Origin of the sequence: Pedobacter sp. Leaf132 (genome assembly GCF_920984695.1) — a bacterium.
In the GTDB taxonomy this organism is placed as follows: domain Bacteria; phylum Bacteroidota; class Bacteroidia; order Sphingobacteriales; family Sphingobacteriaceae; genus Pedobacter.
This window is the reverse complement of record NZ_CAKLBO010000011.1, coordinates 54,384-71,714: the sequence shown is the minus strand read 5'-3', so window position 1 is coordinate 71,714 and position 17,331 is coordinate 54,384. Positions and strand designations below refer to the sequence as shown.

Below are 17,331 nucleotides of genomic sequence, written 5' to 3'. Positions count from 1 at the left end.
AAGTCTTTAATTTCCAGATGTTAATATGGAAACCGGGAACCAAACACTCATTTCGCCTAAACCTCTGTTTGCCCAGGCATAATAAGGAATTAACTTTAAAGCAACGTCTTTATTATTTTCAGTTGAAGATTTTGAATGCGCTTTACCTTCTAATTGTACAACACCGTTTAATAGTTCAGGATGATATGCATATTTAAATTTTTGGGTTTCAAGAATTTCTAAGGCACTTATTTTAGCTAAATTATCGGCAGCTTCAGCGCAATATGTTATTGGCCCGCGTTGAAAACTCAATTTATTCATGTCTTCTTTCAGAATATCATTTGCTATAACATTTTTTACCTCCATTGGAAGAACATATTCAATTTTATCGCCAGGCTGCCAAGTTCTTTCGATAGTAACATAACCATCAATGAGCTTATATTTTACTGCTTTTCCGTTTAGTTTGATGCTAAATTTACCTTGATTTTTTTGCTGAAATTTGTATAAATCAGAAGGTATAGCTTCGTTATTGGCCCATCCCGGTAAGCGGAATTTTAATGCAAAATTTGTAGCTACAGTAGGTTCAATATCAAAGTTTAAATTTCCATCCCATGGGTAATTATTTTTTTGAGTGATACTAACCGCCTTATTGCCAATATTTAAATTGGTAGAGCTTGCAACAAATAAATTAATGTAAACCTGATTTTGAGTTTGTGCATAAATATAACCACTTAATGAGGGTAAAAAACGCGACATATTAGTTGGGCAGCACGAGCATTCAAACCAACCAGAACGACCAGGCTCTACATCTTTATGCTTAGGTCCATCAAAAATTTGCATTGCATTTGTATAAAAAAATGTTTTACCATCCAAGCCCACGCCCGATAACAGAGCGTTATACATTACCTTCTCCATCACATCAATATACTTAGAGTTTCCATGTAGTAAAAACATGCGCTGGTTCCAGTATACATTGCCAATGGCGGCACAAGTTTCGTTGTAGGCAGTAGCATTTGGAAGTTCGTAATTATCTCCAAAGCGTTCTCCATCTGGTACGGCACCAATACCACCGTTAACATACATTTTTTTGCTGCACATGTTATCCCAAATTTTATCTATTGCGGCTACATACATTTTATCACCTGTTAAGGCAGCCACATCCGCAACGCCTGCATATAAATACATGGCCCTAACTGCATGGCCTACTGCTTCTGCCTGCTGTGTTATTGGTAAATGATCTTGCCAGTAAGCACCGTTTTTCCATGGGTTTGAATCTTTGGCATCGTACTTTTTAATGCCCCTTTGGTTGATAAAGAATTTGGCCAGGTTTAAATATTTTTCGTTTGATGTTATACGATATAAGCGCACCAAAGCCATTTCTATAATTTCATGTCCGGGTGCTACTGCCAGTTTACCTTCTCCAAAAGTATTAACCAACAAATCGGCATTTTTTATTGCAATATCTAATAAATTACGTTTTCCGGTTGCTTGGTAATGCGCAACAGCTGATTCTATTAAATGCCCTGAATTATACAACTCATGACTCATATTTCCTTCATTTACCCAGCGTTGTTTACCAGACCACGATGGTGGATTAGCCGGATTAATTGTTCTAGCTGTATACAAATAGCCATCAGGTTCTTGAGCATTTGCTATAACCACAACTAATGAATCGATGTACCTTTCTAATTTTTTATCAGGATATACAGCCAGCGAGTAAGAAGCGCCTTCTATAGTTTTGTAGATATCCGTATCATCAAAAACAAAAGTTGTACAAAACTTACCGGTTTTGGAGGCGGCCATTTCAAAATTTTTTATTCTTCCGGTGTTTTCACATCGGGCAAAAGATGTTGGTATGGTTACTAATTTATTTGTTTCGATACGGGGCAGCCAAAACTTATCAAGCAATTTTACCTTCGTAAATTCTATTGGTTTTATAGTATAATCTTGTAGGTTTTGCGCATGCGATAAGTTCGCAATCAATACCAAAAAAATAAAAATCCTTTTCATCTTTTGTTCTTAAATCATCGTGTAAAGTGGAGCGCAAAAATTTATTTAAGATAAAAAACTTCTTCCAGAGGGAAAGAAAGCGGCTCATAAGTTGCACTGGTTTCCATTATATCGCTCATATAAGCCCACCATTTTTGCATAACAGGTTGTGCTGGCAAGGCTTTTAGTAATACTGAATTGTGAATTTTCAGTACTGCAAACAGCTCAGCATTATCTCTATCTAAAAAGATTGAATAATCAGATACGCCCGTTTCTTTTAATAAAGCAGACAATTCCGGCCAGATAGCGTCGTGTCGTTTTCGATACTCCTCTTCAAAACCTTTTATTAATTTCATTTTAAAGGCAATCCGCTCCATTTGCTATTTTTTAAGGGAATTAAGAATTGGCGTTTCTATCGCCGTGATTGTTGCAGCCTTATCATTTAGTAATTCTAAAACCTGAATGCTGTTATCACCCGTTTTCAACCATTCTTTAGGAACATAAATAGTTTGTTGCGGACCAATTGACCAATATTTTCCCAAATTATGTCCGTTAATCCAAACCACACCTTTACCCCAATTTTGCATATCCAAATAAGTATCTCCGGTTTTTGAAAGTTTAAAAGACCCTGTGCTAAATGTTGGTCCGAAGTTAGATGTATTGGTCGATTGCTTTTTGGCAAAACCTTCTACATTACTGAAAGGCAAACTAAACATTTTCCAATTTTCTATTACAGCGCCATTAAATGAAACATTTTCGGTTATGCCTTTTTTGTTTTCTAATAAATACTTACCAAAATTAATCCGCCCCATATTTTCTACAAAAATATCCAACTGTAGCTTTCCGCTTGGCAAATCAAGGCTTAGGCTATCCTGATTTAACCTCCTATCTAAAATACCAACCTGTTTACCATTGATAAAGATGATTGCATAATCTCTCAATTTATTGATTTTAAGTGAACCTTTTTTACCCCCAGTTATTTGCGTACGGTAAAGCATGTAGCCATAATCTTGCTTTAAATCTTCAAACGTTAGCGGCTTAGCATTTTCTACACCGGTAGTAAGGTTATTAAACACGTAATATTTTTTATCAAGCTGAAAAGGTTTAATAGAAATTGCCAACTTAGCCGCCGGAATGGCCGGAAGTTTAACATCTTTAGGCAAGTGTTTTTGAATTACTGCCCTAAACTGTTTAAATTTTTCTGTTGCATTACCGGCTTCATTTAACGGTGCATCATAATCGTAACTACTTATTTGAGGCTCATAAGGCGAGGTATCTTTATAATTTGCGCCATTCATAAATCCTCTCGTTGTTCCTCCATGAAACATGTACATATTTATAGAAATGCCTGCTTTTAATACAGAATCTAATTTGCCCGTATATTGCTCAGCCGGAACCGTGTGGTGCGGGGTACCCCACCAATCGAACCAGGCTGGATACCATTCAGCTATAAAATACGGACCAACGCCATTGTGGTATTTGTTAATTGCAGCTTTTACCCTATCAGGATTGTCCTGACCATTAATTGCAGGTAGCAAACCGTTTAAATGACCGCCCACAATATCAACCTCAGGATCGCAAGTGTATAATAAACCATCAAAACCAGCTTCTATAAACATCTTTCTATTGATGGCTAAATATTCCTTATCTGCCGCGAAAGAACCATATTCATTTTCTACCTGAACCATTAAAATATTACCACCATGATTTACTTGTAATTGGGCAAGTTGTTTTCCAACAGCGTTGATGTATTTTTTGTATTCATTTAAATATTCTTGCTGCTTACTTCTAACCACAAGCGATTTTTCGTTTTGCAACCAGTAAGGGTAGCCACCAAACTCCCATTCGGCACAAACGTAAGGGCTTGGCCTTAAGATAACCCATAAGCCTTCTTCCTGGGCAATTTTTACAAAAGCAGCAATATCGTTGTTACCTGAAAAATCAAACTTGCCCTTTTGTGGTTCGTGTAAATTCCAGAAAACGTAAGTACCAATGGTATTTAAGCCCATCGCCTTCGCCATTTTCATTCTATCTCTCCAGGCTTCTTTTGGCACCCTCGGATAATGGATTTCTCCGGAAATGATTTGGAAAGGTTTATCATCCAATAGAAAATTATTATCGCTTAATTTAAAGCTGTGCTGAGCATTTTGAGCATAAACTGATGCTGAAATACACAAAACCACAAGCAAGAAAATGTATTTTTTTAATGTGTTCATAAATAGATTTTTTGGCAAAAGAATTTTAGCATTGCAATTTTATGCAACGTAAAGCAACCTTTGCCGGTGTAATATTTTATTTAAAGATGTTAAGATCCCACTTGTCTAGCCAGCTGATCTCCATTTTTTGGTTATTAAACTTAATTGGCAACCATAGATAGCGGCCATCAATAGCATTTTTTGGTGCCCACTTATCAGCCATAAAAATAAACTGCCCTTTTTTTCCGGGTGCAGGTAACACGTATGTGCTTTGGCCACCATAGGTGATGTTGGCGTTTTCACCTATGCAGGGATTACCCATGTATTCCCACGGACCCCAAATAGAATTTGATTTGAACCACCTTGCAGGATTTGGATCCCAGCCTGTACAACCGGAACCAACCATATAATAAGTTCCATCCTTTTTAAAAAGCGCAGGAGCTTCAGTTTGATGCCCTACATAAATCCTTATAAATTTTCCGGTATGGCTTAAGTAATCATCACTTAACTCTGCCAAATGAAGTGTGAAATTTTCTTCAGATGAAAAAATATGATAGGCTTTACCATCATCATCAACAAAAACAGTCATATCTCTAGCCATTTGTCCGCCAGGTAAATCGCGACAGAAAAAACCATCACTTTTATTGGCTGGCTTTGTACAGTTTACCTGATCGGCCAATGATGTTCCTTCATGATAAAAAGGCAAAATACCCGGATTTGGACGATAGCTTTTAACGAATGTATATGGCCCGGTTGCTTTGTCGGCAACAGCAAGCCCGGTGCGGGCAGCTTCGTAACCTTTACCTAGCAACTCCAGGTGAAACCACATTACAAATTTCTTTGTTTTCTTATTGTAAACAACTTTTGGTCGCTCCAGAATACAACCTTTTGCAATGTCGCTTTTTAAATCATCAGAAACCCGAAGCGCTATACCTTCATCTTTCCAATTATATAAGTCTTTTGATGAATAGCAATGTACACCAACCTGTGCAGTATTTCCTTTTTCGCCTGCTACTTTATGTTCTCCAAACCAATAATAAACACCTTTACTTTCCACTATACCTCCGCCATGGGCATTAATATGAACACCCTTATCATCTTTCCATAATTGGCCAGGATAAAAAGCATTTTGCTTTTTCTGAGCAAATACCACATTGGATGAAAAAGCAATAATTAGCCAAAGGAAACAGGAGGTTTTAATTTTAAGCATGATTTTTTATTTCGGGTTGAAAAGGCAAGTTAGTGAATAAAAAATATCGGGAAGACAAAAAAGCGTCTCCCCGATTAACTAACCACAATAAATTAGTATCCAGGATTTTGTGTTAGCACAGCATCCTTATTTAGTTGAATTTCGCCTAACGGAATTGGTAATAAAAGTGCTTTTGAAGTTAAGCCTGTAATTGGTTTTGATTTATCGCCAGAATTTAATCTTAATGCTCTTTCTACCAAAGTTCCGGTTCTCATCAAAGTCATCCTTCTGTTTTCTTCACCAATTAATTCTCTCGCACGCTCATCTAAAATAAAATCTTTAGTCATTTGCGCAGCTGTAACCTGGTCGGCATTTGCTCTTGTTCTTAGCACATTAATTGTATTTGCCGCTTCTGCTGTTTTACCTTGTGCAACCTGAGCTTCAGCTAATAATAAATAGGTTTCTCCTAAACGCATTAAAATAAAATCTTTAATCATAGCGAAACCGAATGTATCATTTGGATCAAAAGCGCCCCATTTGGTTGTACTTGGGCAGATATTTATCAAAGTATCTGGTCCTGTAAAAGGTACTTGCTTACCAAATCTGGCTGCATAAGTTGGACTTGGATCATTGTAATAATACTTTCTGCGGATGTTGTACTGAGAATTACGAATATCATTTCCTTTGTATAAACCATACAATACCCAGTTACTTAAACGTAACCTACCAATAGATCTTCCACCCAATGAATCGGCTAAGGCCATACCTGCAATGTTGTAATATGCAGCACCCCATACCCTTCTTTGTTGTGGCGAATTTGTTATCCCGCCAACAACTGAATTTGGATTTTCTTGCTCCAACACCCAGATAGATTCGGTGTTTCCTTGCGAACGGCGTTGGTTGCCATATTGAAACATATCCGAATAATAATCGCCAGGTAAACTGGTTTTTGCACCAAATCTGTTTTTAATTAAACTAAATTTTCCGCTCGAAATAATGGCTTGAGCTTGTGCTTCGGCCAAGTCAGGCTTATTCATACGAAGATATACTTCTGCCAGAAGTTGCATAGCCATAAACTTATTTGCTCTGCCATACATTTTACCTTTAGTATTAGTTTTAACCGCTTCAATATCGGGTAAATTGGCAACTGCATAAAGTAAATCACTAACGATAAAATTATTTACATCAGCAATCGGTGCCCTAACAAAGTCAATCTTCGGACCTGTTAATGCTTTAGTAATTAAAGGAACACCACCATATAATGTTGCTAAATTATTGTAAGCATAAGCTCTGAAAAATTTAGCTTCGGCACTAACCTGTGCTTTACCTCTGGCGCTTAAACTTGTTGTTGAAGGATTTTCTACCCCATCTACAATCGTATTTGTTAAGTTAACCAAGATGTAATACCTGTTCCAGGTACGGGCAGAACCACCATCAGTTGCGGCTAGGGTTTCGTAATTGTAATAAGGTATTTCTACACCTTGCTGGTTATTTGTTGCGTTTGCAACATCAGTACCAACTTGCCAAACACTCGGCCACCCTTGTTGGTCAGACCACGAGAATATGGTACTGGTATGATTATAAAGCCCAACTAAAGAAGCTTCAAATCCAAGTGAATCTGTAACTGTTAAAGGGGTGTAAGAAGAGAAAGGTTTTTCATCCAAAAAGGCCTTTTTGCAAGATGAAAATGCGAAAAGCATAGTCACTGCGGCTGCTATAATTGTTATATTCTTTTTCATGATAAATAAATTAACGTAATGAAACATTTAAACCGAATACAAATGTTCTGGTTAAAGGATAATTATTGGTCCAATCGCCAGATCCTCTTGAAGAGTAATTGTTCTCCGGATCCCATCCAATCCAATTTGTAAAAGTGTGCAGGTTACGACCGCTCGCATATACTGTTAATCCGCCTAAATGTAATTTATCAAGCATAGATTGACCGAAAACATAACTTAAAGTGACGTCTTTTATACGCGTATAACTTGCATCTGAAGCGTATCCATAACCTAAAGTGTTGTTATAAGATAAAGCCGGGCGGGTTTGACTCATGTTTTCCGGTGTCCAGTATCCGATTTCTGCAGGTGTATTTCTTCTACCCGTTTCATCACCATAAGTTAAATCCTGATTGTTCTTTGTCATTCCTTGAGCGGTTTGGATGAAAACACTTAGATTAATGTTTTTATAGTGAAAAGTATTTGTTAAACCACCAGTCCATTTTGGAGCAGCTTGACCTAAAATTTTTCTATCATCTCCAGTGATTTTTCCATCGCCGTTTAAATCGCTAAATTTTAAGCTACCAGGCCTTGCGGTTGGATCTTGTTTAGAAACATCTTCACCTGTTTGCCAAACGCCAGTCATTTCATAATCGTAAACAACACTAATTGGTTTACCAATAAACCATCTGTTACCTATATCATCTTTACCATCGCCATATAAATCGGTAATTTTATTTTTGTTTGTTGCAAATACAACCATGGTTTCCCATCTAAAATCTTTACCGGCAAAGTTTTGTGTGTTTAACGTTATCTCTAAACCTTTGTTGGTGGTTTTACCTATATTTTCGAGTACGTTAGAGTAACCAGTAATAATTGGTAAACTTCTGCTTAACAGCAATCCACTGGTTTTATTTTCGTAAGCTTCAATACTACCGTTAATTCTGTTGTTTAAAATTCCAAAATCTAAACCAATATTAGCAGTTTTAGTCGTTTCCCATTGTAAAGATGAGTTACCCAAGTTGGCTGGAAAAACGCCAATTGTACTGATTCCGTTAAATGGCGAGCGACCAGTATTATCTGTTGTGATAGTACGATAAACACTAACCGCTTCATTACCAGTTTTACCGTAAGATAAACGTAGTTTTAAGTTGTTAAAAAACTTGGCATCTTTCATGAAACCTTCGTTGGTGATGTTCCAGCCGAATGCTGCTGAAGGGAAAACACCATATTTAGTTGTATTAGCACCAAAAACTGATGAACCATCTCTTCTAGCTGTTAAAGTGAATAAATAGCGGCTATCGTAAGAGTAAAATAAACGGCCCATTTGAGAGTTGATACCATATCTATCTCTGTAACTACCACTTGTTTGTGTAGAACCAGCACCGATATTATCTAAACCTAATTCATCATTGATAAAACCTGTTGCACCTGCTGTAGTTTCAAAGTATTTACGCTCCTGAGAACTGTAAAGTGCGGTGATATCAAAGTGATGCTTTTTAATATCCTTTGAATAAGTTAAAATATTTTCGATGGTGTAGCTGTTTGTTGAAGAATTAAAACTTCTGGCCGTGCCATTATTATCATTAGCTAAACGCCCAATGTAACTACCTTCTCTTTTAGGAAAGTAAGTGTAACCAGCATTTAATCTGTATTTTAAACCGGTTAAAGCTCCCGGAAATTTAACTTCGGCGTAGCCGTTACCATTTAAATTTGTTGTTCTGCTGATTTGAGTAGTTGTTAAACCTAATAAAGGATTGGTGTAAAGCTGCTCTGGTTCCATTGGAAATATTTTATATGTTCCGTTTGGATTATAAAGCTGACCATAAGGGCTCATAGCCGTAGCAAACAGTAAGTTTGCTCTGCCACCATCGTAATTATTGCTGGTTAAAAATAATGAAGTACCAACTGTTAAAAAGCTAGTTACATTTACATCAAGGTTAGAACGTAAACCAAGGCGTTTAAAATTATATCCTTTAACAACACCTTTTTGGTCTAAATAATCGCCTGAAATAAAATATTTTACATCCTGAGAACCGCCAGATATACCAACATTATGGTCTTGAATAATTCCTTGTTGCGTAGCCTCTTTTACCCAATCTACTGTAGTGCCTGCATTATATGCTGGTAACTCACCAATATTTGGCACCGGCCTTTGCTGTACCTGACCTGTCTGCTTTAAAAAATCTGCATATTTTTGTGCGTATTCTGCGCCGCTTCTAGGCTCTAATATGTTTGAAATATTTTCGATACCTGCATAACCACTATAACGAATAATTGGCTTGCCACTTGTTCCCCTTTTTGTTGTGATTAAAATAACACCATTTGAACCGTTTGTACCATATATGGCAGTTGCACTCGCATCTTTTAATATCTCTACCGAAGCAATATCATTTGGGTTAATGTCGTTTAATGAGCCACCTGTTTTGCTTAATGGAACACCATCAACAACCACAAATGGGCCTGTACCTGCAGTAATAGAGTTTTGACCTCTGATTAAAGCATTTGGCTGACTTCCCGGAACGGTTGAGGTAGTAGTGACATTTACACCGGCAACAGCACCTTCAATTGATTGTAGAATGTTGGTAACCGGCAATTGAGATAACCTGGATTTAGGTACAGAAACCACCGAACCCGTTACATCAGAACGCTTCTGCGTACCGTAACCAACAACAACAACATCATTTAGCGTTTTATCATCAGCTTCATCAAGCTTTACGTTTAACTGATCATTATTTGCAACAACAATTGTTTTGCTCGTGTAGCCTACGTAGCTATAAGTTAAACTTTCGCCTTTGGCTGCTGCAATTTTATACCTTCCGTTACCATCTGTTATGGCTAATTTAGTGGTATTTACATTTTTTACGGTTACTCCTGGTATTGGTAAGCCTTTGGTATCTTGAATAGTACCGCTTACTTCTGTGATAACGCCTTGAGCGTATAGGTTACTGAAACCTGTATTAGCAATTAAAAATATTGCAAACAGTACCAGTAAACACCTTTTTGGTGATGGTAATTTTTTAAGCATAGTTTTATTTGGTTAGTTAGTTTTTTGATTTATTATCAATTTCAAAAAGAGATGTTTGAAACAAATGGGGCTTTTAGTAAAAGCGGATGAGGTCTTAACTACTTGTCATAAATTATTAATTTGGTTATCACAAATAAGAAGATAAATCGGCTTTATAGTGAGGGGTAGAACGGTAATTAAGCGGGGTAAAATTGGTAATTTTATCCAAAAAAGGGGCTTAAGGGCTATTTTTTAAATTTACAAACGTAAAAACTACGTTTATTTTAAAAAAGCCTGTTAGTCCCCTTCCACATTTATAAATCCAATTATCTTAAGTCCTGGCTATGGTCATTCGGGAAATCTTCTCCCGACCAAATTCGCTGAGCACTCCATTTAGCTGCCGGGTTTGCCCAAAATGGGTCGCTGGCAGGTAATCCTAATGGGAGAAAAATATTTGTACAGATGTAAGGGCTGCCTTGATTATTATAAAAATCGCCTAAATCTGGTTGATTTCCGTATAAACCAATGGTTAACCAACCATTATTATAAGTAGTTGGGCTCACTAAAGTTTTTTTAATTACCGCAGTTAAGGCACAACGCACCTGGGCCGGGCTTAATTGTTTAGGCAAAGCATTTCGAAGCGCCATATCTGCCAAATGATGAAATGCTGCACCACGGTAAATGATAGACCTGCCTGTTGCAGGATAAGTGCCATCAGTATTAATTAAACGCTCTTGTAATATGGCATAACGTTCGTTTCGTTTTCTAATCTTCTCAAACATCGAATTATAATCCTTAACCTTTGCGCCGATTATTTCTGAGATTTTGGCCAGGTAAGGATGAATTACATAGCTATTGTAATAATCAAAGGCATAAGTGCTTCCATCTTTATACATGCCATCGCCTACGTACCATTGCTCCATCTGCTGCAAAGCGTAATCAACTCGCATTGGGTCCCAGCTGTAGCCAAATTTTGCTAAAAAAGCCTCATTCATTGCAGAAAACAGTAACCAGTTAGAAAATACCGGCTTAAACCTTTTCGTAGTTACGATGGATTTCATCATTAAAAGCCTGTGTTTTTCACCTAAATTTTCCCAAAGCCATGGCGCTCTGATAAAAGCTAAAGCAACGTATGATGCATCAACCAACTGCTGGCCGCCGATATCATAATTCATAAAATCTTTAGCGTTTGAATCTAATGAATTTTTTAAGCCTTGTATTGCCCATTCGCGGTATTGCTTTCTTAATGCAACTTCTTTTTCATCGCCGCCTTCTAACTGTAGCCAGGGCGCAACACCACTTAAAACCCTTCCTAAAACCTCTACATATTGAACTTTTATTCTATGTTCTTTATTATCAATATGGATGGATGTAACCTTTGGCATATTAATCTTCAAACTATCTTTAGCCAAATTGTATAAAACAGGTTTTACCATTTTATCCATTTGCTGCAACCAAAATTGCCTGTCGGTTAACGTAGCGGTTTGCTTAATCGTTTTTTTCTTTTGGCTAAAAGCCGATGTTGAAACAGAAAGTATCAGTATAAATATTGATAGTTTAATTGCGGAATATTTCATATTATGGTTAGGTTTTTATTTTTTTAAAAATCTGTAAAATTCGCAGCCGGCCAGTAAAAATGCACCTACACCAAAATTTGAGGTTGAGTTTTGGTCAACAATTTGACCTGGAATGGCTTTCTCGCCAATAGGCTGAACATAACCCACTTTTCCGCTATCTTGCAATGCTGTTTTTGATAAATAATTCCAGCCGTTTAAAGCAGATTCTTTATAAATTTTGTTTTTAAGGTAGCCATTGTTGATGCCCCAAAATAAGCCATAGGTAAAAAATGCAGTACCACTGGTTTCGGGTCCGGGGGCATGTTCAGCATCCAACATACTTCTGGTCCAATAACCTTCTTTTTGCTGGCATTTCACAATAGCATCAGCCATGATTTTATATTTCGTTACAAATTCATCTCTGTTTTTATCATCTTTTGGCAAATCTTTTAATACTTTGGCCAAACCTGCAAATACCCAACCGTCGCCACGTGCCCAAAAATCTTTTTTACCATTAACGCTTTTATGCTTTGGATATACATACTTAGCATCTCTGTAATAAAGCCCTGCTTCTTTATCGTACATAATGCTGTTGGCATAAGCAAAATATTCGTGTAATTTTTCTAAATACTGTTTATTGCCAGTGGTTTTATAGAGTTTTGTCATAACCGGCATAACCATGTATAAACCATCCGCCCACCACCAATAATCGTTATTAGGCGTACTCATCTCAAACTCCATAACTTCTTTAGCCCTGGCAATTTTATATTCTTGCTTATCCAAATGATATAAATCTATATAAGTTTGAAAACAAATTTGCCAATCGCCAAAAAGTACATAATCGTCAGTTTCGCCATATTTGTATTTCCAGGTACTTTTGTCTTTAGATTTTGCACCCATCCATTGATTGTGAACTGCCCAATCTTCAGAATATTTTTGATAAACCTTGTTCTGGGTAAGCGCAACCACTTCCATATTACCGGTATGGTAAGCCGCATTATCCCAAAAGGAACGTACTTGCGGTGGATTATTGCTTTGCCAAAATTGGTTAGCCTTATCAATAATTTTCAGCACCTCGGCTTTAGCCGGAAGTTTTTGAGCATAACTTGTTATTTTAAGTAAAACAAGCAACACAATTAAGAAATACTTTTTCATCTGTTTATTATTTTAAACTGTTTAAAAACATCAGTTTCTTTAATTTTTTATCGGGTTAATCCCTTTGATTGTTGGAATTACTTTTTTTATCGTTCCATCGGCATTGAACTCCATTTTATCGATGCAAACTTCTCTATTGTATCCTGCGGCATCGCCCATCGTAATACCTTTAGGCAAATTAAAACGGTGGTAAATCATATACCATTCATCTTTACCCGGAATTTGAATCACACTGTTATGTCCTGTTCCATAAATACCGAGTTGTGGAGCTTTAGATAAAATCAAATTATCATTGGGGATGGTGATTTCGCCATTTGGAGTGTCAGAATAACCATAACGAACACGGTAATTTTCGCTTCTGGTATCATCTTCAGACCATAAGAAATAATATTTTCCATTACGATAAAAAACCTCTGTACCTTCTCTAAAATCTTTATTTGGGGTAATCACTTTTATCGAATTTGTGTCGATTGAAACCATATCTGAATTTAATGGTGCAACAGCCATATAGCCATTCCCCCAATACAAATAACTTCGGCTTGTTTTAGGGTCAGTAAAAACATCAGGATCAATTTCTTGTCCGCCTTTAATACCTTTTGGTTTCTTAGCAATTAAGGCTTTGCCGCTATCTTTAAAAGGACCATTTGGATTATCTGATACCGCAACACCAATTTTTTGAGCGGCTGTGAAATAGTAAAAATATTTATACTCGCTACCTATTTTTTTCTCAGCTATGGTTGGTGCCCAGGCATTTCTTTTGCCCCAACTCACATCTTTTTCCAAATCTAGAATTGTTCCTTCATCTTTCCAGTTTACTAAATCAGTTGATGAAAAGGTTTTAAAATATTTACCGCTCCAACCTGTAAAACCATCACTGGTTGGGTATAAATAGTATTTTTTAGTTTTGTTTGAATAGATAATTTCAGGGTCGGCATAGTAACCCGATAATACCGGATTGTTGTTTATTTCAGCGCTTGCCTTGTAGGTTTCGGCGGTTTTACCACCAATTGAAAGAGTAATTTCAGTTGAAGCTTCACTAAAATCTATCGGTTTATTTGGTGCAATGCTTATTCCCGGAAGGTTATAGAACTGCAAATCAACAGCTTTTAAGTTTGAACCGTATTTTAATGGAAAGTAAACGGTTTTATCTTTTTCATCAATCACAATGTTATTCCGCTTTATAGAAGATGAACCGGCCGATTCGAGCACGGCTTTAGCACTATACCACTTTGCTAATAAACGTTTCGCTTCAATAGCAGTAATGGGTAAAACTGTACCATGGCGTGGATGAAAATCCATGTTTACGGCTTCATCAATTACTTTGAAACTGTTCAAATCGGTACTTTTTATAAACTGATATTTACCTTTCATGTACACATCATACATTAGGATGTATTCGTTACTATTGTTTAATTTAAAAACGCCGGCACCTTCTACAGCATCTTTAGTTTGCTGCAAATATTTATCTTGAAGCACATAACCTCTGGTTAAACTTGATGAAACAGCCTTTTTTATTCCATTTCCATTTCCTTCAGTTTTGAAAAAAAGATTATATTTTCCATTGCTGTAAATAATATCACCATCTATACACGAGCCATTAGTCGGACTAAAAAATAATTGTTTAGGCTCGCTTTCCAAATCTGTAAAATCCTTATTGGCATAGGCATAATAAATAATATCGGGCTGATTTCCATGTTTCATAGACCAGTATACCATATATTTTTTAGCCTCTGAATCGTAAATTGTTTGGGGCGCCCAAACCCTTTTTAAGCTATCCTGGTTTTTAAATCGGGTTTGAATATTTACAACTTTGGATGTCCAGTTCACTAAATCTGTTGATTTTAAAAGCACCATTGCCCGGTTAGAATCCCAGCCTTTTGCCGATTCCATATCCGTTGCAACCATATAGAATGTTTTTCCATCCTCGCCTCTTAATATATGTGGGTCTCTTACACCACCTGTAGAACTAATTTTTGCCGAAGAAATAATCGGTTGATTATTATTTAGTGCTTTATAGGTATAACCATCTTTACTGATGGCAAAATGTATGGCTTCCTCATTTTTATCATTACCAGTAAAATAAACAAAGAGATAGGCATCTAACTTTTGCTTATCACTCACTTTTTTCTGCGCAAAAATTTGCAATGGAGCAAAAGCCAGCAAAACATACATCCAAAACACTATTTTCATATCAATTTATATTGTTCGATTTTAATTATTAAACTAATTAGGTACAACCCATTTAAGCACTTTTACTTCAGTTGGCTTAATTTCAGCTTTACCTTCTCCATCAACCTGAGTTACATTTTGTACAAATAAATTAAGTATCTGCTTATTCTTCCACAATTCTGTATCGTACGATGGCTCCCAATCTCCCACGCTATATGAAGTCAAATCATTGATTGACCATTTATTGCTTAAAATATCCTGATTAGTTGCAACCGAAACTTTGCTACCTCTTTCCTCATCACGAAATACTACAGCTACGCCATATTTATTTTGTTTTCTCCAGGTGATAATCTGCGGACGCGAAATTGGAATCTTTTTGGTACCGCCGCCTTTAAGTGTAAAATCAGTTTTTCTAAAATTTAAACTATTCACTTTCCAGCCCAATTTATCCATGTACACTATATGATATTGAGGAAGCTCAGCAGGCTTGTTTCTCCAATAACCGGCAATAAATGCATAGCCATGATCATCAGCAAACATTGAGGTTTGGTTAATTAATTCGCTGTTTTGGGGAATTTTAAGCGCATACTCTGCATTCGATTCTGTAATTGGCAGTACATATTTTTCGCCATTACTTTTAATCCAAGTTAAACCACCATCTATAGATTTTGCATAAGCTAAATCGTGGTTACTTGCCACATCCGGACTTTCTCTCCACACCCAGGAGATGTGCAACCCACCCAATTGATCTGTAGCAACCTGCCAGTAAGCATTTCTTTTGCCCTCGCCGTTTATTAATCCATCCTGTACCCGAACCCATGTTTTGCTTTTGATGGAATATCGGTTAATCATCAAATTTCCGTTACCAGAGCCACCATCACGATAGAAAAACATTAAATCGCCGTTGGCGAGCTTATAAAATTCAGGATAACTTACTTTACCTTCTTTATCATTGAGCATTGCCGATTTCTCACTTAATTGGAGTGAGCCCGGTGCTATAGATTTTGCATAATTTAATTGGTTATTGTGTTGCCCCCATGAAATATGCAAATATCCGGAGCCATCAACCGCAATGCTTATAGATTTATGCGCATCCGTTGCATCGCCCTTGTAAGCTGTTTTTTGGCAAATCCAGGTTTTATCTTTTGCAGATCGCTTTGCTAAAACAACAAACTGATTATCATCATAAAAAGCCGAAAATTGTAATTTTTTATAGCTTACAATAGAGTTTTTGCGAAAAATAACTGCATTAACAGAATTTTTAGACCAACCATCTTTCGCTATTACACCAGACTGATAATTTTGTGCAGCACAATTAAATCCAACAAAAAACAAACAGACAATTAGTTTAAAGCCAAAGATTAATTTGAAAAGTATTTGATGATTTATTAACCTACACATATTATTGAGTTTTGCTAACACCTTCTGATGTCATGATTATACGCCTAATGGTTCCGTTAGCATTATAATGCAAATAATCGATACAAACCGACCTTCTATAACTGCCACCTTCGGTATTGATAGCGCCATTATGATAAACAAAATAACTTTTCCCTTTAAAATCGATTATGGATTGATGATTTGTATTTGAATTGCCTGCAATTTCATTAATAATGCCTTTATATTCCCATGGACCGTTGATGTTTTTACTCATCGCATACACTATTTTTTCAGGAAAGCCTGATGCATACGAAAGGTAATACCAGCCTTTTCTTTTGTGTACCCACGGCGCTTCGGTAAAGGCCGGCACACTTACCATTTGAATTGGTCCATCAAACTCAACCATGTTGGCTTTTAATTTTGCGTAGTAGCACTTGGTATTTCCCCAAAAAAGATAAGCCTGACCATCGTCATCAACAATTACTGTCGGATCGATATCATCCCAGCTAATATCTGTAGCCTTTGTCATATCGTTGGTTACTAAAGCTTTGCCTATTGCGTCTTTAAATGGGCCACGTGGGTTATCGGCAACCGCAACACCAATTGCCTTTCCTGGTATTGTAGCGTGTGCAGTAGCTACATACCAGTAAAATTTTCCATTACGTTCAATAACCTGAGATGCCCAGGCATCGCCTTTTGACCAACTAAAATCTTTATAACTCAGGGGCGATTTATGCGCTTTCCAGTTTTTCATATCGGCAGAAGCATAACATAACCATTCATTCATTTCATAATCATTTTTGCTTTTTGGTGCAACATCATGGCCTACGTATAAATAAACAGAATCGCCATAAACCAAAGCTGACGGGTCTGCTGTGTATTTATCTGTAATAATTGGATTTCCTTTAGCCTCCAAAACCTGCTGGGCATTTGCTTTAAAAGCAAACGGAATATTTAAGCCGCTTATTAGTATTACTGTTATTAAATTCTTCATCAA

11 protein-coding genes are annotated in these 17,331 nt (G+C 36.7%); all 11 read right to left on the bottom strand.

Annotated features, from left to right (window positions below; genetic code table 11):
* Window positions 1–6 precede the first annotated feature (6 nt).
* Window positions 7–1,989 (bottom strand): glycoside hydrolase family 127 protein, encoded by a 1,983-nt coding sequence (locus LUA86_RS16865; protein ID WP_231464953.1) that lies wholly within the window; start codon window positions 1,987–1,989, stop codon window positions 7–9.
* Window positions 1,990–2,030: 41 nt separating this feature from the next.
* Entirely contained in the window at window positions 2,031–2,345 is a 315-nt protein-coding gene (rhaM, locus tag LUA86_RS16860; protein WP_231464951.1) for an L-rhamnose mutarotase, read from the bottom strand.
* Window positions 2,346–2,348: 3 nt separating this feature from the next.
* Window positions 2,349–4,184, bottom strand: a complete 1,836-nt coding sequence (locus LUA86_RS16855; RefSeq protein ID WP_231464949.1) for a beta-galactosidase family protein — start codon at window positions 4,182–4,184, stop codon at window positions 2,349–2,351.
* A gap of 76 nt (window positions 4,185–4,260) precedes the next feature.
* Window positions 4,261–5,373: a glycoside hydrolase family 43 protein gene (locus tag LUA86_RS16850; RefSeq protein WP_231464947.1), complete on the bottom strand. Its 1,113-nt coding sequence runs from the start codon at window positions 5,371–5,373 to the stop codon at window positions 4,261–4,263.
* 92 nt (window positions 5,374–5,465) lie between these two features.
* Complete coding sequence (locus tag LUA86_RS16845) at window positions 5,466–7,091, bottom strand: RagB/SusD family nutrient uptake outer membrane protein (protein WP_231464945.1); 1,626 nt, start codon at window positions 7,089–7,091, stop codon at window positions 5,466–5,468.
* A 10-nt stretch (window positions 7,092–7,101) separates the two neighbouring features.
* Window positions 7,102–10,095: a TonB-dependent receptor gene (locus LUA86_RS16840; RefSeq protein WP_231464943.1), complete on the bottom strand. Its 2,994-nt coding sequence runs from the start codon at window positions 10,093–10,095 to the stop codon at window positions 7,102–7,104.
* Between the two features lie 305 nt (window positions 10,096–10,400).
* The gene (locus LUA86_RS16835) at window positions 10,401–11,651 is read right to left on the bottom strand and encodes a DUF2264 domain-containing protein (RefSeq protein ID WP_231464941.1); all 1,251 of its coding nucleotides are present in this window, start codon (window positions 11,649–11,651) and stop codon (window positions 10,401–10,403) included.
* Between the two features lie 15 nt (window positions 11,652–11,666).
* Window positions 11,667–12,785: a glycoside hydrolase family 88 protein gene (locus tag LUA86_RS16830; protein ID WP_231464939.1), complete on the bottom strand. Its 1,119-nt coding sequence runs from the start codon at window positions 12,783–12,785 to the stop codon at window positions 11,667–11,669.
* Between the two features lie 39 nt (window positions 12,786–12,824).
* Window positions 12,825–14,975 carry a family 43 glycosylhydrolase gene (locus tag LUA86_RS16825; RefSeq protein ID WP_231464938.1) on the bottom strand — a complete coding sequence of 717 codons (2,151 nt, stop codon included), beginning with the start codon at window positions 14,973–14,975 and terminating at the stop codon, window positions 12,825–12,827.
* A gap of 33 nt (window positions 14,976–15,008) precedes the next feature.
* On the bottom strand, window positions 15,009–16,355 hold the full coding sequence (locus tag LUA86_RS16820) for a BNR repeat-containing protein (RefSeq protein ID WP_231464935.1): 1,347 nt from the start codon (window positions 16,353–16,355) through the stop codon (window positions 15,009–15,011).
* 1 nt (window position 16,356) lies between these two features.
* Complete coding sequence (locus LUA86_RS16815; RefSeq protein WP_231464934.1) at window positions 16,357–17,328, bottom strand: glycoside hydrolase family 43 protein; 972 nt, start codon at window positions 17,326–17,328, stop codon at window positions 16,357–16,359.
* Between the last annotated feature and the right edge of the window lie 3 nt (window positions 17,329–17,331).

Bases quoted from the DNA above. Each gene is read 5' to 3' on its own strand.
- LUA86_RS16865 (WP_231464953.1), bottom strand. From the start codon at position 1,989: ATGAAAAGGATTTTTATTTTTTTGGTATTGATTGCGAACTTATCGCAT.
- rhaM (WP_231464951.1), bottom strand. From the start codon at position 2,345: ATGGAGCGGATTGCCTTTAAAATGAAATTAATAAAAGGTTTTGAAGAG.
- LUA86_RS16845 (WP_231464945.1), bottom strand. From the start codon at position 7,091: ATGAAAAAGAATATAACAATTATAGCAGCCGCAGTGACTATGCTTTTC.
- LUA86_RS16855 (WP_231464949.1), bottom strand. From the start codon at position 4,184: ATGAACACATTAAAAAAATACATTTTCTTGCTTGTGGTTTTGTGTATT.
- LUA86_RS16835 (WP_231464941.1), bottom strand. From the start codon at position 11,651: ATGAAATATTCCGCAATTAAACTATCAATATTTATACTGATACTTTCT.
- LUA86_RS16825 (WP_231464938.1), bottom strand. From the start codon at position 14,975: ATGAAAATAGTGTTTTGGATGTATGTTTTGCTGGCTTTTGCTCCATTG.
- LUA86_RS16830 (WP_231464939.1), bottom strand. From the start codon at position 12,785: ATGAAAAAGTATTTCTTAATTGTGTTGCTTGTTTTACTTAAAATAACA.
- LUA86_RS16820 (WP_231464935.1), bottom strand. From the start codon at position 16,355: ATGTGTAGGTTAATAAATCATCAAATACTTTTCAAATTAATCTTTGGC.
- LUA86_RS16815 (WP_231464934.1), bottom strand. From the start codon at position 17,328: ATGAAGAATTTAATAACAGTAATACTAATAAGCGGCTTAAATATTCCG.
- LUA86_RS16840 (WP_231464943.1), bottom strand. From the start codon at position 10,095: ATGCTTAAAAAATTACCATCACCAAAAAGGTGTTTACTGGTACTGTTT.
- LUA86_RS16850 (WP_231464947.1), bottom strand. From the start codon at position 5,373: ATGCTTAAAATTAAAACCTCCTGTTTCCTTTGGCTAATTATTGCTTTT.